Origin of the sequence: Pseudomonas sp. Irchel 3H7 (assembly GCF_900187605.1) — a bacterium.
Taxonomy (GTDB): Bacteria; Pseudomonadota; Gammaproteobacteria; order Pseudomonadales; family Pseudomonadaceae; genus Aquipseudomonas.
On record NZ_FYEA01000001.1, the window covers coordinates 514,041 to 532,287 of the forward strand.

An 18,247-nucleotide genomic window follows, 5' to 3' on the forward strand; every position below is an offset into this window, starting at 1 on the left:
AAAATCAGAACGTAACTCCGGCGACCAGCACGATATTGCAGTACGGCTGGCATTCGCCTGTACGAACAATCGCCCGAGCCTGTCGGCTGAGAACCTTGAATTGCTCGTGACTGAGCAGATCACGACGACCGAGAGCACCTTCCTCATTCAACGCATCCAGCGTATTCAACGCGGTCGGCTGTTTGTCGAAGATTTCCTTGGCCAGTGCATGGCTTTCCACCTGCATCTCGCTGAGCACGACTTTCAGGGTGCTGACGAAATCCGGTACGCCATGGGTCAGCGCCAGATCAATCAGCTCGACACCAGGCGGCACCGGCAACCCGGCGTCACCAATGACCACCATGTCGCCGTGGCCCAGAGAAGCAATCAGCCGCGACAATGCGACGTTGAGCAGAGGAGTCTTTTTCATGCGGGTTTAAACGCCTGTACGTCGGACTGGGTTGGAATTGACGGTTGCGCACCGGCGCGGGTTACCGACAGCGCGGCGGCAATCTGTCCGTAGCGAATCGCCTCGGCCTCGGACTTGCCATTGGCCAGCGCCGCCGCAAAACCACCGACAAAAGTGTCTCCGGCGGCAGTGGTGTCGACAGCCTTCACTTTCGGTGCCGGGAAATGCTCAAAGCGTTGGCCATCGGCAAACAGCGAACCTTGAGCACCGAGCGTAATGATGACTTTGCCCGCCCCCATGGCGATCAACTGGCTGGCGGCACTTTCTGCGCTTTCCAGCGAGCCCACCGATAATCCGCTCAACACGGTCGCTTCGCTCTCGTTGGGGATCAGGTAGTCGATCGCGGTAAACCAGTCTGCCGGCAGTGGACGACTGGCTGGCGCCGGATTAAGGATGACAACTTTACCCAGCGCGCGCGCACGTTTGAGCGCATGCCCCACTGTCGCATCCGGAATTTCGAGCTGGCAGATGATCACGTCGGCGGCCTGCAGCACCGCATCAAAACGGTCGATCACTGCGGGCGTCATGGCGCCATTGGCGCCGGCGACAATGACAATGGCGTTCTGACTGTTGTCATCGACCACGATCAACGCCACACCACTGGAATCAGCGACCGTGCTGACGGCCTGACAATCGATCTGCTCGGCCAACAAGGCGTTGCGTAATTGCACGCCATAGTCGTCATTGCCAACGCAACCGACCATCGCGACCTGAGCACCCAAACGCGCCGCCGCCACCGCCTGATTGGCACCCTTGCCGCCGGACACCGTGGCAAACGAATGACCGATCAGCGTTTCACCGCCGACGGGCAGCCGCGGCGCCCGGGTCACCAGATCCATGTTCAGGCTGCCTATTACCACTACATTTGCTGGCATACATCATTACTCGTCAATTCGGTTTCAGCGATATTCGGTGAACACGCCGGACAACGGTGCGGTCGATTCGCGCAAAACAATACTCGGGGTCACGATCCGCTGATCAGTGCCCAGATTCGGCGTAGCGATCCTTCGCAGCAGTACTTCGGCCGCCATCTCGCCCAACTGCAGGATCGATTGCCCCACAGTGGTGAGTGCCGGATACACGTAACGACTCATCTGGATATCGTCGAAACCGATCACCGACAACTCGCTCGGCACACGAACATTGCGCTCTGCCGCGGCGCGCAGCACGCCGATACCGATCATGTCGTTACCGGCAAAGATTGCGCTGGGCGGGTTACCCTCAAGCAGAATCGCCGCTGCGCTGTATCCACCCGTACTGGTGAAATCACTTTCCAGCATGCGCTCCGGGCGGACTTCAACGCCCGCCTCTTTCAGCGCTCGGCAATATCCGGCCAGACGCATCTGCGCCACACTGGTACTCGCCGGACCGCCAATGGTGGCGATGTCGCGATGCCCCAATTCCAGTAAATGCCGGGTCGCGAGGTAAGCGCCGTATTCATGGTCGATACGCACCAGATCGGCATCGACACCGTCCAGACCACGGTCGACGATGACCATCGGCGTTTTCACCCCGGCCAGCCCCTGCGCCAGTCCGCTGTCACCGCCAGCGGAAGCGACGATCAAACCGTCGATGCGCTTCTCCAGCAACACACGCAAATAGCTGCGCTGCTTTTCAGGATTGTCGTCGGAGTTACAGAGGATCACGCAGTAGCCGTTACGCTCGCAGTAATCCTCGATACCCCGCGCCAGTTCCGCAAAGTACGGGTTGAGACTGTTCGGCACCAGCAGGCCAATGGTTGCAGTGGTCTTGGCCTTCAGCGAGCGCGCTACCGCACTCGGCACATAGTCGAGGCTCTTGATCGCCGCCTCGACTTTCAGCCGCACCTCCTGACTGACCGGCCGGGTGTTGTTCACCACATGCGACACCGTCGTGTAGGAAATTCCCGCGAGGGCTGCCACATCCTTGATCGTTGCCATGTTTTAGCCCCGGCGACTGGCGCGCTGACTGCGATAAGTGTCGAGCACCACCGCGATCACAATCACCGCACCGGTGATGATACGTTTGGTCGGCTCGGTCGCGCCGATCTGCGCCAGACCCGCCGCCAGCACGGAGATGATCAACACACCAAAGAAAGTGCTGATCACCGAGCCGCGCCCACCCATCAAACTGGTACCGCCAATGACCACAGCAGCGATCACTTGCAGCTCCAGACCGGAACCGGCGTTCGGGTCAGCGGCTTCCAGACGGGAAATCTGAAACAGCGCGGCGATACCGGCCAGCAGGCCCATCAAGCTGAACACCAGAATCTTGTAGGGTTTCGGATTGATCCCCGCCAGACGCACCGCCTCTTCGTTGGTGCCGATGCCGATCAGGTAGCGACCGAATACGGTGCGGGTCAAAACCGCTTGAGCGATGATGATCACCAGCAGAGCAATGATGAACGACGGCGAGATGCCGAACGCGATCGGGTTCGACAGCCAGGCGAACGAATCACCGATGTACGCGGTGCGCGATCCGGTCATCTGATACGCCAGACCCCGAGCCATTTCCAGCACACCCAGAGAGACGATGAACGATGGAATCCGCCACGCAACAGTAATCGAACCGGTGACGGTACCGGCCAGTGCCGCCACCGCCATGCCGAGCAATGCCGACGGCAAAACGCCCCAGCCCCAGCCGAGAATCGCGACGCTGACGGTCGAAGCGGCCAATGCGAGCACCGAGCCCACCGACAGGTCGATGCCGCCGATGATCAACACGAAAGTCATGCCGACCGCCAGCACCATCAGGTCAGGAATCTGGTTGGCCAGGGTGCTGAAGGTGTTATAGGACAAAAAGTGGCTGCTCAAGACCGAGAACAGCGCAATCATCGCCAGCAAGGCACCGGCCAGGCCCAGATAAGTGCCCAGACCATAGAAGTTGCCACTACGTTTGCCGGCAGGAGATGCAGTTTTCATGGGAGATCCCTAGGCGCCGCTTCGTTGAGCAACGCATCACGTTTTTGGTAGCCGGCGAACGCGGCGGCAAGCAAGTCATCCTGGGTCCAGCTGTCGCGCTCGAAGGTGTCAATCAGCCGCCCGGCGGACAGCACGCCGATCCGGTCGCAGATCAGCATCAGCTCACGCAGGTCACTGGACACCACCACCAGCGCTTTGCCCTGGCGCGTCAGTTCGCCGAGCAGGGCATAAATGTCAAACTTGGCGCCGACGTCGATGCCACGGGTCGGTTCGTCGAACAGCAGCACTGAACAGTCGCGCTCCAGCCAGCGGCCGATCACGACCTTTTGCTGGTTGCCACCGGACAACTCTGAAACCAATTGTGTCGGGCTCGAGCTACGGATGCGCATGGCGTCGATCTGACGCTGCGCCAGAGCGATCTCGTCGCCGTTGTTGACGACACCGCCACTGGAAATTTCCGGCATGTTGCCGAGTGCGATGTTGGCACTGATCGACTGACTGAGCAGCAGGCCTTCACCCTTGCGGTCTTCGGTAATCAACGCGATACCGTTGCGCACCGCATCGACCGGCGAGCGCACACTGACCACTTTGGCCGGGGAGCCGAGCGCGATGGTGCCGCTGTCGGCAACGTCCGCACCAAAAATCAGGCGCAGCAGTTCTGTGCGCCCTGCCCCGATCAGTCCGGAAATCCCGAAGATCTCGCCGGCACGCACTTCGAACGAGACATCGCGCACTTTGTCAGAGCGAGTCAAACCCGTGACAGTCAGCGCCGGAGCACCGATCTTGCGCGGGCCCATGTCGATGTGCTCGCCCAGTTCGCGACCGACCATCAGCGTGACCAGTTGCTCGCTGTTGTAATTGGCCATCGGCTCGACGCAGACCAGATTGCCGTCACGCAGCACGGCAATCCGTTGCGCGACGCGGGCCAGTTCTTCGAGACGGTGGGAAATGTAGATGATCGAGACGCCGCGTGCCTGCAAGCGGGTGATCTGCTCAAAGAGCATTTCGACTTCACGTGCGGTCAGCATCGCGGTCGGCTCATCGAGAATCAGCACGTGGCAATCGCCGATCAGGTTACGGGCGATTTCGACCATCTGCTGATGCCCGATACCCAACTCGCCAACCAGCGTATCCGGATCGATCGCGTCGAGACCGACCTGCGCCATGGCTTCGATCGCGGCTTTGCGCAACTGCTTGCGGCTGATCCAGCCGCCGTTGCTTGGCAGGTTGTCGAGAAACAGGTTCTCCGCCACCGACAGGGTCGGCAACAGATTGAGTTCTTGCATGACCATACGCACGCCGAGCTCTTCAGCCTGGGTACGGCTGCCCGGACGATAGTCCTTGCCGTGGAATTGCATCTGGCCGGTGGTCGGTGTGACCAGTCCGCCAATGATTTTCGACAGGGTACTTTTGCCGGCGCCATTCTCGCCGGTCAGCGCCAGCACTTCACCGCGCATCAGCGTCAAGTCGATGCCGGTAAGCACCGGTTGCGCATAGGTCTTACCGATACCGCTGACCGAGAGGACAGCGTTCGGGGCGGAAACTGACATAAAAACTCTCCATGCGCTCGCCCGGACGGACGAGCGCCGTTGTGTCGCCAGAAGACTTACTGGGTGACCAGCTCGACCGGTGTTTCGATCACACCATTGGCGCCGCTGTCGACTTTCTCGCCCTTGATGATTTTCAACGCGGTTTCGATACCGAACACAGCTTGCTTGGCAGCGAACTGGTCAGCGGTGGCCAGCACGCGGCCATCTTTCAACATCGGCTTGATGGCATTGATGTTGTCGTAACCGACGACCTTCACCTGCCCAGCCTTGCCGGCGGCACGCACAGCAGAGACAGCGCCTACTGCCATGCTGTCGTTGCCGGCCAGCAGCGCTTTGACGTCCGGGTATTCGCTGAGAATCGAAGCGGCAACCTTGTTGCCTTTGTCGATTTCCCAATCACCGGATTGCAGGGAAACGATCTTGATCTGTGCAGCGTCCATCGCATCCTTGAAGCCAGCGGTGCGCTGCTGGGCGTTGGTGGTCGTGGACACACCTTCAATGATGCCGACTTCGTCACCGGCCTTGAGCTGCTTGGCCAGATATTCACCGACCAGACGCGCACCTTTGCGGTTGTCCGGACCTACGAAGGGCACGCTGATGTTTTTGCTTTTGACGATGGCCGGATCGAGCTGGTTGTCGATGTTGATCACGGTGATGCCGGCATCGACGGCTTTCTTGATCACCGGCACCATGGCTTTGGAGTCAGATGGGGCGATAACCAGCGCGTTGACCTTGGCCAGGATCATCTGCTCGACGATGCGAGTCTGGCCGGCAGTATCCGTTTCGTCCTTGATACCGTTGGAGATCAGGTCGAAATCGGCGGAGTGTTCTTTCTGGTAGGCCTTGGCGCCATCTTCCATGGTCAGGAAGAATTCGTTGGCCAGTGACTTCATGACCAGCGCGACTTTGGGTTTCTCGGCAGATTCGGCGAATGCCGAAGAGACAGGTAGTGCGGCGGCTGTGGCAGCCAGCATAGCGACAGCAAGAAGACGTCCAGCGAATGGCAGCTTCATGGGTTCACTCCGATCTTATGATTATTGTGAGCAACGCTTGCGCTGACGTAAGCTACATGGCTTTCTTGCGGGCCATACAGCGCCGTGAAAGCCGCGCAAACGTTTGCGTAGACCGAACTATGCGAATCCCGCCGACATTTGTCAACAATCAGAAATCGTCATTTGTTGTAGGGCGAATCGTCGGACTCGCCCCTTCACTGCTTATGCCGTGGTGCTGACCAGATTACCGCTGGTGGAACTCTTCGTCATTTCCTTGACCAGTGCACCGGCCACTTCTGCCATCGCAGCGCTGGTTTGCGCGATTTGCCCCTGAATGGACATCACCGCTTGCGATTTGGCCTCAGGCGTCGGATAGGTCTTGGCTTGTGCGGCCGCCAGTTGTTGTTGCTGCTCCTGAAGTTGCTTTTGCAGTTCCTGCATTCGCTTGAGCAGCATCTTGACCGTGACGCTCAGGTTGTCGCCGCTTTCAGCCTTGCTGTCTTCTGGCGCGGCGGCGCCACCGGTCCTGACCTGATTGTTCGATTCCTTCTCAGTGCCCAGCGCCTCGGTGGAAGCCTCCGCTCCCGCCTCGCTCAATGCATTGATAGTCGCTGCGGTTTTGCCGCCGATGGTGACTGCCGCAGGATTAGATAAACCGACCGTCAGTGACATGTGAACTCCGTAGATTCTGTTTCCTTGGACAACCATCGGCCCCCGCGAAAGTTTCTTTAGCAGAAAAGCCGAAACCGGCCACTCGAAATACTCGACAAAAGCAGTAGTCCTTTTCGGAGAGCCGAACGCGAAAGTGTCCATCGTTCGGAAAACCGGATAAACGATTCACCCCGATATTTTCAAACCCATAAAATCTTGATGTAAATCATCAAGTTAAACATTTCTCTGACGCAAAGTACGGCTGGTACAGATCCTGCTCCCCTCACCGCACCCCAGGCATTCAGATCGGCTTGGGGCGCATCTAGATGAACCTGCATCAGCACCGTCTCACTACTAGAGAGAAAAATAATGAAATCTGCTTTCAACACTTTGGTTCCGGGCGCTTTGGCCCTGCTTCTGCTCTTGCCTTCCGCCCTTCAGGCGAAAGAAGTCGAAACCCAGACCAAGCTCGCTAACGTCGTGGTACTTGCAACAGGCGGCACCATCGCTGGTGCCGGCGCGAGCGCCGCCAATAGCGCCACCTATCAGGCGGCAAAGGTTGGCGTCGAACAATTGATCGCCGGCATTCCCGAGCTGAGCAAACTGGCGAACGTGCGTGGCGAACAAGTCATGCAGATTGCTTCGGAAAGCATCACCAACGAAAACCTGCTGCAACTGGGTCGTCGCGTGGCCGAACTGGCTGACAGCAAAGACGTCGACGGCATCGTCATCACCCACGGCACCGACACCCTGGAAGAAACCGCTTACTTCCTCAACCTGGTAGAAAAAACCGACAAGCCGATCATCGTCGTCGGCTCGATGCGTCCGGGCACGGCGATGTCCGCCGATGGCATGCTCAACCTCTACAACGCCGTGGCCGTGGCCAGCAGCAAAGAAGCGCACGGCAAAGGCGTACTGGTGACCATGAACGATGAAATCCAGTCCGGTCGTGACGTCAGCAAGATGATCAACATCAAGACCGAAGCCTTCAAAAGTGCCTGGGGTCCACTGGGCATGGTGGTAGAAGGCAAATCCTATTGGTTCCGCTTGCCAGCCAAGCGTCACACCATGGATTCGGAGTTCGACATCAAAAATATCAAGAGCCTTCCTGACGTAGAAATCGCTTATTCCTACGGCAACGTCAGCGATACCGCCTACAAGGCCCTCGCACAATCCGGTGCCAAGGCGATCATCCACGCCGGTACCGGTAACGGCTCGGTGTCCTCCCGCGTTGTTCCAGCCCTGCAAGCACTGCGCAAGGATGGCGTGCAAATCATTCGTTCGTCCCACGTCAACGCTGGCGGCTTCGTTCTGCGTAACGCCGAGCAGCCAGACGACAAGTACGACTGGGTTGTGGCTCACGACCTGAACCCGCAAAAGGCCCGCATCCTGGCAATGGTCGCTTTGACCAAAACCAACGACAGCAAAGAGCTGCAACGGATGTTCTGGGAATACTGATTGACCTTCGCCCGATCAATTCTCGATCGGGCATCCTGCGCACTACTCGCCCAATGGGCGGGTGGTGCATCGCTTGCAACTCTCTCGCACTTTTCCCACAAAAAAATCGACACGGCCTACACCAAACTCTGAAAACCGCTGTCAGAGGATTTTCTTGAATTTTAAGCAGTTGCGAAAATGCTTACAGTTAAATACTGTATGCACGTACAGCTTAATAAGGATAACCTCGTGGCCACTTCCCCTGATGCTCCTGACGCTTACGAACGCATGGGTATGCGCGTTCAAAAAATCATCAATTCGCCCACCGCTCAAAAAGCCAAAGCCGCACTGATCTTCCGCTTGCCCGACGAGCCGATGGACGACTGGGAGCGCCTGCTCGAGGAAATCGACGAGAACGACAACGTCACCCTCGCCTATCGCGACGACGGTGGCGTGCAGATTTTTTGGGTTGTGCCGAAGGAAGATTGATTCAATGAGTGTCCGCTGTTTTGCTTTGCTGCTGCTGTTCATCACCATGGGTGCCCAGGCTGGTGCACCCCGCACATTTACCGAAGCCAAGAAGGTCGCCTGGAAGCTGTACGCGCCACAGTCCACAGAGTTTTATTGCGGGTGCAAGTACACCGGCAACAAGGTTGATCTGAAAGCCTGCGGTTACGTACCGCGCAAGAACGCCAAGCGTGCGTCACGTATTGAATGGGAGCACATCGTGCCGGCCTGGCAGTTCGGCCATCAGCGTCAGTGCTGGCAGGAAGGTGGACGAAAGAACTGCACCCGTTACGACCCAAGCTATCAGAAAGCTGAAGCCGATCTGCATAACCTGGTGCCGAGCATTGGCGAGGTCAACGGAGACCGCAGCAACTTCAGCTACGGTTGGTTGCCGGTGCAATCCGGGCAGTACGGCTCATGCCTGACCCAGGTCGACTTCAAGGCGAAGAAGGTCATGCCCCGCCCTTCGATTCGCGGCATGATCGCCCGTACGTACTTTTACATGAGCAAGCAGTACGGCTTGCGCCTGTCGAAACAGGATCGACAATTGTACGAGGCATGGGACAAGACTTACCCGGTGCAGGACTGGGAGCGTCAGCGCAATCAAAGCGTGGCGTGCGTGATGGGGCGCGGCAACGAATTTGTCGGGCCGGTGAACATGAAAGCCTGCGGTTGATTGCAGCACGAAAAAGGCCTCGAACATAACGTTCGAGGCCTTTTTATTTTGTGCTTGGCTGGCCGTCTTATTGTGCCGCCAGTAGCCCATCAGATTAAGTGTCTCACGAGGTATGAACGCGCTCTTTGATCTGGTATCTGCGCAAGCTCATCAAGGCTGCCGACTCTCCGGCAATCCAGCCGTAAAAGCCTTCAGTGGCGGTGTCGGCGATTTCCCAGAGAATGTCCTTTTCTATGTCGACGTCAGCCAATTCAATCGTTTGTCCCGCTGAAGACGCATGAACGGGCAGAAACACGCGCGCACGTTTACGGCGCGAGCGGATGCTCGACCAACACCGATTCAACGTTCTGCTTCTTGGCCTTCACCAAAGCTGCATCCACCTGCACCTTACGCGCCTCAGCTTCAGCCTGAGAGTTGAACGGACCAATCAGAATTCGCGTTTTGCCGCTGCTGTCCTTGATCACCGTAGGCACAAAGGCGTGCTCGATCAGCCAGCCACTCAGGTCGCTGACAGCTTGTGGCGTTTCGCCGCGCACTTCGAGATCCCATTGTGGTGCCACAGCCGCCGACGGCGCCGTTACTGCAGCCGATTGTGGTTTTGGTGCGTCTACACTCTTGCCTTCACCACACCCTGCCAATACCAGTGCCGCGACTACCCAAACCAATTTGCGCACAACGCTTTCCTCGAAATTCTCAAAGCCGCGATCTTATCATTCATAAATACTTCGCGAGGCCCGCAAAATGGGCACAAAACAACGAGATTGATGGTTGCAGCCTCTGTATAGTTACGCCCTGGGAATTAATGCCGCTTCTGCGCGTCAGAAAGAGGCACCCAAACCGTGAGACTTCGCACTAATCTATACGTACCACCGACCTCTGCACTGTCTGAATCAGGTGCCCTACAAAGCAATCAAGGAGAAGACCATGCTGATACTCACCCGCAAAGTCGGTGAAAGCATAAACATTGGTGATGACATTACGATCACCATTCTGGGCGTAAGCGGCCAACAGGTCCGCATTGGTATCAACGCTCCGAAAAACGTTGCCGTGCACCGTGAAGAGATTTACCAGCGCATTCAGGCTGGCCTGACCGCCCCGGACAAGCCACAAACTCCCTGAGCCGCATCGCAGTCAGTAGCCAGTCCGTTTACCTCGTGGAATGACTGGCTAGAGATTCACGCGCCGTTTTGCCATCCGCTTCCCAAGCTCCTTGGGCACGGCGCCTGACACATGATCCTTCCGCGTTATCCTCCCGCCCTTTCTGCTGATCGATACTACCGAGCATTCTCAAGGCTGGCTGTCGGACATTTCCGATAGAGCGAAGGGAATTCGCCTTCCTACCCGAACGTCACACCACGTGCCATGCCTGTGGCTGCAACCATCATCAGCACCATTAGCAGCGCTTCGACGTGACTGATGCGTGCAAACAACTTTGCTCTTCCAGTATCGAGTACCGTCCCCCGCGCCTTGGCGATCCGCCATTTGATCAGCGTGATCATCGGCGCAAGCTCCATCAACAGAATCAGAACGAACAGCGTCATCTTCAGGTGAAACAGCGGCTGATGAAGATAATAGTCAGTGCCTTTTTCGTAACCGCCAAAGGCTCGCATCCCGCCCGTGATCAACAAGATCAGCGCGCAAATCCCCCAGAAATTGTCAGCCAGCAGAACCCGACCGGCCTCCCCCGTCCCGGCCGCCAGGCGACTGAACGCCGTCCCACGCGTCAGTACCGCCCAAAAACCCAAGGCAAATGCCAGCAGATGAACAGCTGCAAGAAACCAATGAACCAGCATCGATACACCCTCATCAGAAAGAGTTGAAAATCGGCCAGTCAGTAGTAGTTGAAAAAACAAGGATTTGCCTGCGGGGTGTCGCCAGGCCTTCAGAAGAGATCGAGAGGAGATATTTCAGCCATTTGAGGCAAATCGCAGGCAAAAAAAATCCCAAGCAGCTGATGGAAGCTTGGGATTTAAAAATGCATAAACCGTGGTGGTGAACGCGGGGCGGATGTTACTTAATTCAACGGACAGTAACAACGTTTTTTTGATAACTGGCTGGTTAGTAACACTCGTAAGCTGTTCAATATCCACACTTTTTCAAAGGATGCATGCGACGAGTGGCGATTTTTCAAGCGCCCGACGGAATCATTTGCACCAAAAGCAAAACCTGCCTCGGCGTAGGAACCGTTGGCGAAGCAGTAAGAACCAAGAAGGTCTACTTATGGAAATTCGAATGCCCTGAGATCGTCTAAACGCGAAGTCGAGCAGGCGCTCTGATGAGGGCTTTGCAAAAGTTTTGCAAATCGCAGACAACAAAAAAGGGCTCACCTTTCGGTGAGCCCTTCTAGACCGCCCAGCAGAGCGGATTTTGTTTGGTAGGCGCGATTGGACTCGAACCAACGACCCCCACCATGTCAATGTCTGCTTGAGCAAGCTGCAAGCTATGGTGCTCAAGGGTTTCACAGAACGCCCATTCACATGATGAGGCGTCAAATATGGCCACTTTCCGCTTACTCCCGTCCGGCAGCTGGAACGCTCAGGTACGGGTCAAGGGTAAATCTCCGCAGTCCAAAACCTTCTGCACCAAAGCGGAAGCAGAGTTATGGGCGAGCCAGGTCGAAGCAGTGACAATGGATCGCAAGCACCACACCATCTATACGTTGGGCATGACCTACTGCGAAACCATGCTCAAGGGGAGAGGAAGCTATGAGCACGCACTGAAGATCGTGGAGCATCTGGCCAAACACTTCACGCAGCCCATTCACGAAATCACCCCGCAGATGATCAACGACTTCAAGATCATGCGACTGAAGAGGGTGAAACCATCCACGTGCAGGACGCAGCTTGCATTCATGTCGCGGTTCTACAGGTTCGCCAAACGCGGATTGCTGATCGACATTCACAACCCTGTTAGTGACATCGCACTCCCCAAACCAGACCGGTCTTCTGACAAGGTGATCCGTGCAAACGAGCTAGAGCGGCTGCTCGCGAAGCTCTCACCAACCATGAAACTCATTGTTGAACTGGCATACGAGACCGCCATGCGACGATCAGAAATTCTGAAGTTGACGAAAGACTGCCTGCATCTCAAAGACCGTATTGCCGACGTGATAGATGGAAAGAACGGCACACGATCAGTTCCCCTAACCCGCAGAGCCGTTGAGATTCTTGAACTTGCCCAGTTGATGGCCACCTTAGAACGTCACCCACATGGCACGATTTTCACCGTAACCCCACATGCTGTTTCGCAGGCGGTGCGACTTGCACGTATTAAGGCTGGACTTGATAGCAGCGTCAGGCTGCACCAACTCAGGCACACCCGAATCACCAACGTGGCGAAGAAGGGATTCAACAATGCACAGATCATGATCGTCTCGGGCCACAGGGACACTCGATCCGTCGCCAGATACTCTCACCTGAACGTCAGGGATGTACTGCACCTCATCGACTGATCAACTGAACAGACTGCCAACCTTGACGAACTTGGGGTTGGCGGCCTGCAGAAACCCGCCCAATACCCCAGAAAACTGCGTTAAAACCAGTACTAGATTCGCCTGCTTCTGAACGAGCACTTCCATTCCGCCCAGTGTTTACAAGGCCAACTGACCGCTTGGGCTAAGCAGGACGCTTCCTCTCCTCTAGAAACCGGTTTATCCAAGATGGCACGGTGCCATGTGGCTCTGAATGGTTAGCCTTCCAAAAAAATCCCAATCACATCTGAACGCCTGCCGCAACTACTCCTTGACAAATGGTGCGTAGTTGTGAGACTATAGCGTCTGCCGAAAACTGGCAGAACAGATCGCCGAGAAACCTCTACGTGGCAAGTGCTGAAAACGCACGAAACCGCAGGAGGTTTTTTAACGCCTGAATTTTGGCTGACCACCACCTGACGGTCACAGCAGATCATGAGAAGCCCCATGACAAACGCAGTAGAAGCACCACCAACATTGAGGTCGACGACATCGAATAGCTGAGTTCCTGCTCCTCTGTAGAGAGAAGAATGACGAGCCCGATGCCGACCAATGTGTCGGTTTTTTTTCGCCCATTTTTTTCCAACTGAACGGAGGTAACACCATGCAGCAACACAGCACCATCGATACCATCAAAGTCATCCACGTATTGCCCTTTTTGGCTGGACATCATCTTGACTACGGCCTGGGGGAAGAGCTCCCCCTCTTCGCTCCGTCGGCAACCGACACTTTGGTGTATGGCGTTGGCTATGACTCGGCAGCAAGACGCGAAGTGCTCGGTTTGCCAGTCCACGAGTCAACGGGACGCCCACACAGCAAATGGAAAGACATGCTCAACCGGTGTTATAAGGCTGGGGCTTCCGCTTATGCAGGATGCACAGTGTGTAAGAAGTGGCATGACTTCCAAGAGTTCGCTGACTGGTACGTATCCCAGCCTTATTCGAACGCGCCTGACGTGGAGTTGGACAAAGACATCCTCGACCAACACAACAGCATCTATTCGCCGGAGTTCTGTTCTCTGGTTCCAAGGTTGGTCAATCAGATGTTCCGTAACACCCGCAGCCAGCGCGGAAAGTTGCCCATCTGCATTAAGGAAGGGCCAAGGGGAAAGGGTTTTACTGCACGCATTTCGAAATATGGCAAACAAGTTCATCTCGGGACGTTCAGCGACATCTTTTCTGCGTTTGAAGCTTACCAGGCAGCATACTCGGTTTACTGCTCTGAGGTCGCGGATGAGTACGAAGGGAAAGTTGATCCGCGTGTGATCGAGAGACTTAGAACTTGCTCCCGCAACATCCGAAACTGAAGTAAGCCCAGCCGAAACACCGCCGCAGGCAAGTGCCTGCGGATAACAAACCTACCGAGGCATTCGCCCATGACATGAACTTGAAAACAGGAGAGCCACATTGACTAACATGCACCCTACTCCCCCCTCGAAAGACCTGATCACTGCTGAAGGCCTTGTTGTAGACAGGCTAACTGGCGAGATTCACGGATATGACGATAAACCATCAGTACTTTCTTGCCGTATCGATTTTCAGTCAAGTCTCCGTGACTGCCGAAGCGTGGATGACTTTGAACGCTACTTGAAGTTTGTTGATCGACGAAAACTGCCGGAGCACACTCTGCACCCGTTACGTAACGAAGTGGACTTTGCTCGTGGCGAGTGGTGTCGCACTGGGATCGATTGTCGTATCACGCTACCCCAGCAGCGGTTGCTGGAAAAACTGCATCGGTTGGTTTTGTACCGCAATGTCATCTTCATGACGCAAGCTGAGTTGGCAAAGGCGCTAGGTTCTGCGGAATCAAACCTGATGAAGAGGCTGAGAGTGCTCGAGTGTGCAAACCTGTTGCGTGTCACCACTTCGCGAAATAGTGACATTCGCACTGGCGAGATCAAGCTGGCCATCAACCCTCGGCTCGTTTTCCGAGGTTCTGACAGAACACGAGCATGGTACGTTAACGATTGGTATCGCCCTGTAGGAGACTTGTCTTCAGGGCTGGAGTACGCGATGGAGATGGATCGTTGCATCAATATTGCTGCGTAATGCTTACGTATCTTTCCTGAAAAAGTTACGAAAGAAATCGTCTGGAAGCCACGTGAATCAAGGCACCTGAAAAAGTCCTGTTATATAAAAGCATTCACTCTCTTCGGCTGCGACCGTTGAAGGAACACTGTTTAAAAGTAAACACTTGTCGGACCAGCAAAAGTTAACACTGGAGGGCGTACCATTCCGATTCTGGATAAGCACACTAATAATCAAATGAAATCAACACGCATCCAAGCTTTTTGCTCTTGATCTGCTCCACCGAAGGTGACGTGCAATAACTTTCAGCGAGCGCTGACGGGAATACAACCGAATACGTCCCGATTCGTTTTTGCACCAACAGACAAGAGCAAGATCAAGATCACAAGCGAAGAGATGGATTTGTGGAATGTTGTTTGTTGCTGGAGTACATCCGGAGGATTGTCGACGGTCACGCCATGGCTGAATTCCGTTGAAAACTCTCGTTTTCGGTGCAAGCAACCACGCCTGCGGAGCAGGAGATTATCCCAACGAGCTCCGCTTTCGGTGTGCAGAGACTACCGCAGGTAGAAGTACAGGAAGACTACGACCAGAACCACGAATAACACCCGCCCTTGAAGCACTTCGGAGTTGAGTTCGTCGTTCCTGATCTGCTTGTAAGTCTCGTTGTCACTCAAACCTTGCGTCTTGTAGAGCATGATCTGATTGATCTGCTTGTCGAGCTTCCTGTTGTGGGCGTCATTGCTCCGCATGGTGATTCCCCACACGATCAACCAAAGACCTCCAGTCAGCACTGTCATAATCACGTGCAGGATGTGGTTCGTTTTCTTCTTCTGGGTAGTTAGTACAAACAGCTTTTCGTTCATGGCTCATCCCTGTCAGGTGCTTGCTGGTCGAGCGATGAGGATATCAATGTATCAGTTGGTGTGTCATCAATTGGTGTGTTCACGATTGGGGTTCATCCCACCATGATTCTGGCATGCAGCCAAATCAGAATTTGAGAAAGGGCTTCGGCCAACGAATCCGAGAGCTACGCACCAGTCAAGGCTTCAGTCAGGAGGCTTTCGCTGATCGCTGTGGGTTCGTGCGAACGTACATGTCCCGAATTGAAACGGGCACAGCCAACCCCAGCCTAGATGCAGCGAAGGTGCTTGCTGATGGACTGGGAATGACCCTGTCAGAGCTGCTACAAGGGCTCTAGCGGCCTACAAACACAATCTCAAGGAATGAGCTGTGACAGACAATACAGACGCTCACATAGCCACAGCGGACGTGCTAACCCTTCTGCTGCATAACCAGCATGCGCTTGCATCAGCTATAGAAGAACTGTCCTTGTGGGCTAAAGCCAGTGGTTCAAGCGAAGCCCATGAGAACGCCGTCACCGCATTGCAGACTCTCGATGCGAATGCATCAGCTATCACCGCTGGAATCCTCAAGCTGCGGCAATAGAACGGTTAGAAATTGATATAACACTTCTAGAACGACCATTCGAGAAATGTTATGATTGCCCTCAGACGGAATTCCGAGGGCGGGAACATGACCACCGATACCAACATCACCACCAACACAATCGACGTAGTCAGCTATTGTCGTGTGTCCAGTCAGGGGCAAGGTGAAAGCGGATTGGGTCTTGAAGCTCAACGTGAGTACATCGCTCGTGCAGCCCAACAGAATGGTTGGAGCATCGTTGGTGAGTTCGTTGATGTAGTCTCGGGTAAGTTGGCCATTGAGGATCGTCCCGAAGGCAAGAAGGCACTGGCAGCGTGCAAAGAGCTGGGTGCACAACTGGTGGTCGCTAAGCTGGATCGTCTATCCCGTTCGGTTCACCACATCGCCCGCCTGATGGAGGAAACAGAGTTCAAAGTTGCAACGATGCCCACCGCCAACTCTTTCCAACTCCATCTGTTTGCAGCCCTTGCCCAACAGGAACGTGAGTTCATCGCCAACCGTACCAAGGAAGCTCTAGCAGCCCTCAAGAAGCGTGCGGACGCTGGCGACGCACAGTCTGTTGAAAAGATTTCCCGCCGCTCTGAAGCGCTGGATAAAGGCCGTACAGAAGCCAATCGTGCGAAGGCCACTGTGGCAGTTCAACAGCGCGTGAATACATGGCAAGAGTCTGTGCGTGATCCTATAGACCTGTGCATCCACAAGGGTGGTCGTACACTCCAACAGGTTGCTGAATGCCTGAACGGCAAGGGCATCACTACAAGCCGGGGAGGCCAGTGGTCTTCTATGCAAGTGAGCCGCGTGATGAAGAACCTGGCCCTTCACTTCCCTTCGAATGAAGGGGCCCTGTAAGTTCTTGCGGGGGCCGACTCCCCATCAAGGTTGCACGATGCACTATAGCCTCGCCTACGCGGGGCTTTGTCGTCTATGTGTTTGAGAGTGCTTCACCTTATTTTCAGAAAGCCACGGTTTCCAGCAGGGTGCTATGGCTTTTGTTAAGCAGGTGGAGCGGTTCGCTAGATTATTTTTCCAGCCGGGACACCAAACGACTATCGAAGTGCACCGGAAATTTTCGCGGGGACTGGGAATTGCAGGGTAAGGGTTCCTCCTGCGCCAGCACACTGGCTATACGCCATGCCTGCTCTGATACACTTGGCGCTTCACCTAAAGGAGAACGGCATGGCATCGTGGAAATGGGTGGCAGGTGTTGGAACTGCCGCAGTCGGCATCATCGCCGCTCCTGTAGCTGACTCGCTAGTGAAGGAAGGGAAATTTCCTGACGGTCTTGGCGCTGTGGCGAGCACTCTGTGGGGCTGGTTCTCTACCGCGCTCACTGCACACGTTTCTGCCCCTCTATGGGCAACTATTTTGGCTCTCCTGCTGGTTGGAATTAGTCTGCGTGGCGTGATCATGGCAAAGAGACAAGCTCCTGAAGGGGGCGAGACGATGCCCGACGCTGCCCAGCTTAAGCAAGACCTAAACAGACTCACCGAACAACACGCTGATCTTCAGATCACGAACCAGCAACTCCAGACACAGCTGGAGGCAGAGACAGAAATGCGGAAGTCCCAGCAGAGCACTAATGCAGCGCTTGAAGTTGAAATTGTCTCCCAGAGAGATGCAAATTCTGACTTGAAGCAGCAGCTTGCAGCGAAACTTAAAACCCCAGCAAACAATGAAGTAGAACTTCCTGCTTTTGCATCCAAGGTCTTGAGCATCATAGCCGGGCTCGTGAACCATCGAGTTACACCGACGCTGCTTCTCATCAGTAGTTCTGGCCCGGGACAAATTAAGGCGGAGGGGGCGATTGATATCCTGCTTGAACACCAAATGATTGTACCGACAGATGGAATCGGCGGTGTTGCATTCAACCTCACCCCGAAAGGCCGTGCATACTTCCTTAAACAGGACGGAGAAGAAAAACGATAAAGAGTGCGAGTCAGCATCTCGCCCGATTGGCGCCCCACTCTATTTCCACTCATACCACACCCGGCGGTTTTTCCATTCAAGGCCTACGTGGCGCACACCGCTGCGATGGTTCAAGTCGAATATCGCTTTGCGTTTCTCTGGCGTGACATCGCAACTAAACACAAGACCGACCAGCGATTGTTCGAAACTGATATTCATCCCACCAACCCATAAAC

Annotated in this window: 22 protein-coding genes; 11 read left to right on the forward strand and 11 right to left on the reverse strand. The window is 55.3% G+C overall.

Translation table 11 applies throughout. The features are described from left to right. Positions 1–4: 4 nt before the first annotated feature. The 7 genes from rbsD to CKW38_RS02525 form a co-directional block, all read right to left on the reverse strand. Complete coding sequence (rbsD, locus tag CKW38_RS02495) at positions 5–409, reverse strand: D-ribose pyranase (protein WP_007913481.1); 405 nt, start codon at positions 407–409, stop codon at positions 5–7. Continuing rightward, positions 406–1,323: a ribokinase gene (gene rbsK, locus CKW38_RS02500; RefSeq protein WP_095111731.1), complete on the reverse strand. Its 918-nt coding sequence runs from the start codon at positions 1,321–1,323 to the stop codon at positions 406–408. The genes rbsD and rbsK overlap by 4 nt, the downstream gene beginning before the upstream one ends. 24 nt (positions 1,324–1,347) lie before the next feature. Next, entirely contained in the window at positions 1,348–2,367 is a 1,020-nt protein-coding gene (locus CKW38_RS02505; RefSeq protein ID WP_007913479.1) for a LacI family DNA-binding transcriptional regulator, read from the reverse strand. A 3-nt stretch (positions 2,368–2,370) separates the two neighbouring features. Further along, a complete protein-coding gene (locus CKW38_RS02510; RefSeq protein ID WP_007913478.1) occupies positions 2,371–3,348 on the reverse strand; it encodes an ABC transporter permease in 978 nt (325 codons plus the stop codon). Further along, positions 3,345–4,898: a sugar ABC transporter ATP-binding protein gene (locus tag CKW38_RS02515; protein WP_007913477.1), complete on the reverse strand. Its 1,554-nt coding sequence runs from the start codon at positions 4,896–4,898 to the stop codon at positions 3,345–3,347. The genes CKW38_RS02510 and CKW38_RS02515 overlap by 4 nt, the downstream gene beginning before the upstream one ends. Positions 4,899–4,954: 56 nt before the next feature. After that, on the reverse strand, positions 4,955–5,911 hold the full coding sequence (locus tag CKW38_RS02520; protein WP_007913476.1) for a sugar ABC transporter substrate-binding protein: 957 nt from the start codon (positions 5,909–5,911) through the stop codon (positions 4,955–4,957). A gap of 201 nt (positions 5,912–6,112) precedes the next feature. Then, positions 6,113–6,562 carry a hypothetical protein gene (locus tag CKW38_RS02525; protein ID WP_007913475.1) on the reverse strand — a complete coding sequence of 150 codons (450 nt, stop codon included), beginning with the start codon at positions 6,560–6,562 and terminating at the stop codon, positions 6,113–6,115. Positions 6,563–6,910: 348 nt separating this feature from the next. On the opposite strand from CKW38_RS02525, the gene CKW38_RS02530 reads away from it, so the two are divergent. The 3 genes from CKW38_RS02530 to CKW38_RS02540 all read left to right on the forward strand — a co-directional run bounded on the left by CKW38_RS02530 (position 6,911) and on the right by CKW38_RS02540 (position 9,161). Continuing rightward, a complete protein-coding gene (locus CKW38_RS02530) occupies positions 6,911–7,999 on the forward strand; it encodes an asparaginase (RefSeq protein ID WP_095111732.1) in 1,089 nt (362 codons plus the stop codon). 198 nt (positions 8,000–8,197) lie between these two features. Next, entirely contained in the window at positions 8,198–8,467 is a 270-nt protein-coding gene (locus CKW38_RS02535) for a DUF1654 domain-containing protein (RefSeq protein WP_090282667.1), read from the forward strand. Between the two features lie 4 nt (positions 8,468–8,471). Beyond that, the gene (locus CKW38_RS02540; protein WP_095111733.1) at positions 8,472–9,161 is read left to right on the forward strand and encodes an endonuclease; all 690 of its coding nucleotides are present in this window, start codon (positions 8,472–8,474) and stop codon (positions 9,159–9,161) included. 103 nt (positions 9,162–9,264) lie between these two features. Here the strand turns inward: CKW38_RS02540 and CKW38_RS02545 are convergent, their stop codons facing one another. Next, positions 9,265–9,456, reverse strand: coding sequence for a hypothetical protein (locus CKW38_RS02545; protein ID WP_371857954.1), 192 nt, complete (start codon positions 9,454–9,456; stop codon positions 9,265–9,267). Positions 9,457–9,466: 10 nt separating this feature from the next. Beyond that, positions 9,467–9,835, reverse strand: coding sequence for a hypothetical protein (locus tag CKW38_RS02550; protein WP_007913471.1), 369 nt, complete (start codon positions 9,833–9,835; stop codon positions 9,467–9,469). 250 nt (positions 9,836–10,085) lie between these two features. Here CKW38_RS02550 and csrA point away from each other — a divergent pair, with 250 nt between their 5' ends. Continuing rightward, positions 10,086–10,280: a carbon storage regulator CsrA gene (gene csrA, locus CKW38_RS02555; RefSeq protein WP_003179932.1), complete on the forward strand. Its 195-nt coding sequence runs from the start codon at positions 10,086–10,088 to the stop codon at positions 10,278–10,280. 218 nt (positions 10,281–10,498) lie between these two features. Here the strand turns inward: csrA and CKW38_RS02560 are convergent, their stop codons facing one another. Further along, complete coding sequence (locus CKW38_RS02560; protein WP_007913470.1) at positions 10,499–10,954, reverse strand: DUF2214 family protein; 456 nt, start codon at positions 10,952–10,954, stop codon at positions 10,499–10,501. Positions 10,955–11,655: 701 nt separating this feature from the next. Here CKW38_RS02560 and CKW38_RS02565 point away from each other — a divergent pair. The 3 genes from CKW38_RS02565 (at position 11,656) to CKW38_RS02580 (ending at position 14,678) form a co-directional block, all read left to right on the forward strand. Next, a complete protein-coding gene (locus CKW38_RS02565) occupies positions 11,656–12,612 on the forward strand; it encodes a site-specific integrase (protein ID WP_095111734.1) in 957 nt (318 codons plus the stop codon). Positions 12,613–13,234: 622 nt separating this feature from the next. After that, entirely contained in the window at positions 13,235–13,936 is a 702-nt protein-coding gene (locus CKW38_RS02575) for a hypothetical protein (protein WP_095111735.1), read from the forward strand. Between the two features lie 109 nt (positions 13,937–14,045). Next, complete coding sequence (locus CKW38_RS02580) at positions 14,046–14,678, forward strand: hypothetical protein (RefSeq protein ID WP_095111736.1); 633 nt, start codon at positions 14,046–14,048, stop codon at positions 14,676–14,678. Positions 14,679–15,214: 536 nt separating this feature from the next. Here CKW38_RS02580 and CKW38_RS02585 read toward each other — a convergent pair. Beyond that, positions 15,215–15,523, reverse strand: a complete 309-nt coding sequence (locus CKW38_RS02585) for a hypothetical protein (RefSeq protein ID WP_095111737.1) — start codon at positions 15,521–15,523, stop codon at positions 15,215–15,217. Positions 15,524–15,636: 113 nt separating this feature from the next. Between CKW38_RS02585 and CKW38_RS02590 the strand changes: the two genes are divergently transcribed. From CKW38_RS02590 to CKW38_RS02605, 4 genes are all read left to right on the forward strand, one after another. Then, positions 15,637–15,858 carry a helix-turn-helix domain-containing protein gene (locus CKW38_RS02590; protein ID WP_082149858.1) on the forward strand — a complete coding sequence of 74 codons (222 nt, stop codon included), beginning with the start codon at positions 15,637–15,639 and terminating at the stop codon, positions 15,856–15,858. Between the two features lie 32 nt (positions 15,859–15,890). Beyond that, on the forward strand, positions 15,891–16,106 hold the full coding sequence (locus CKW38_RS30325) for a hypothetical protein (protein WP_095111738.1): 216 nt from the start codon (positions 15,891–15,893) through the stop codon (positions 16,104–16,106). Between the two features lie 87 nt (positions 16,107–16,193). After that, positions 16,194–16,955, forward strand: coding sequence for a recombinase family protein (locus CKW38_RS02600; protein WP_095111838.1), 762 nt, complete (start codon positions 16,194–16,196; stop codon positions 16,953–16,955). Positions 16,956–17,282: 327 nt separating this feature from the next. After that, positions 17,283–18,032 (forward strand): hypothetical protein, encoded by a 750-nt coding sequence (locus tag CKW38_RS02605; RefSeq protein ID WP_095111739.1) that lies wholly within the window; start codon positions 17,283–17,285, stop codon positions 18,030–18,032. The last annotated feature ends 215 nt before the right edge of the window (positions 18,033–18,247 follow it).

Coding starts and splice junctions, on each gene's coding strand:
- rbsD (WP_007913481.1), bottom strand. CDS start 409: ATGAAAAAGACTCCTCTGCTCAACGTCGCATTGTCGCGGCTGATTGCT.
- rbsK (WP_095111731.1), bottom strand. CDS start 1,323: ATGCCAGCAAATGTAGTGGTAATAGGCAGCCTGAACATGGATCTGGTG.
- CKW38_RS02505 (WP_007913479.1), bottom strand. CDS start 2,367: ATGGCAACGATCAAGGATGTGGCAGCCCTCGCGGGAATTTCCTACACG.
- CKW38_RS02510 (WP_007913478.1), bottom strand. CDS start 3,348: ATGAAAACTGCATCTCCTGCCGGCAAACGTAGTGGCAACTTCTATGGT.
- CKW38_RS02515 (WP_007913477.1), bottom strand. CDS start 4,898: ATGTCAGTTTCCGCCCCGAACGCTGTCCTCTCGGTCAGCGGTATCGGT.
- CKW38_RS02520 (WP_007913476.1), bottom strand. CDS start 5,911: ATGAAGCTGCCATTCGCTGGACGTCTTCTTGCTGTCGCTATGCTGGCT.
- CKW38_RS02525 (WP_007913475.1), bottom strand. CDS start 6,562: ATGTCACTGACGGTCGGTTTATCTAATCCTGCGGCAGTCACCATCGGC.
- CKW38_RS02530 (WP_095111732.1), top strand. CDS start 6,911: ATGAAATCTGCTTTCAACACTTTGGTTCCGGGCGCTTTGGCCCTGCTT.
- CKW38_RS02535 (WP_090282667.1), top strand. CDS start 8,198: ATGCACGTACAGCTTAATAAGGATAACCTCGTGGCCACTTCCCCTGAT.
- CKW38_RS02540 (WP_095111733.1), top strand. CDS start 8,472: ATGAGTGTCCGCTGTTTTGCTTTGCTGCTGCTGTTCATCACCATGGGT.
- csrA (WP_003179932.1), top strand. CDS start 10,086: ATGCTGATACTCACCCGCAAAGTCGGTGAAAGCATAAACATTGGTGAT.
- CKW38_RS02560 (WP_007913470.1), bottom strand. CDS start 10,954: ATGCTGGTTCATTGGTTTCTTGCAGCTGTTCATCTGCTGGCATTTGCC.
- CKW38_RS02565 (WP_095111734.1), top strand. CDS start 11,656: ATGGCCACTTTCCGCTTACTCCCGTCCGGCAGCTGGAACGCTCAGGTA.
- CKW38_RS02575 (WP_095111735.1), top strand. CDS start 13,235: ATGCAGCAACACAGCACCATCGATACCATCAAAGTCATCCACGTATTG.
- CKW38_RS02580 (WP_095111736.1), top strand. CDS start 14,046: ATGCACCCTACTCCCCCCTCGAAAGACCTGATCACTGCTGAAGGCCTT.
- CKW38_RS02585 (WP_095111737.1), bottom strand. CDS start 15,523: ATGAACGAAAAGCTGTTTGTACTAACTACCCAGAAGAAGAAAACGAAC.
- CKW38_RS02590 (WP_082149858.1), top strand. CDS start 15,637: ATGCAGCCAAATCAGAATTTGAGAAAGGGCTTCGGCCAACGAATCCGA.
- CKW38_RS02600 (WP_095111838.1), top strand. CDS start 16,194: ATGACCACCGATACCAACATCACCACCAACACAATCGACGTAGTCAGC.
- CKW38_RS02605 (WP_095111739.1), top strand. CDS start 17,283: ATGGCATCGTGGAAATGGGTGGCAGGTGTTGGAACTGCCGCAGTCGGC.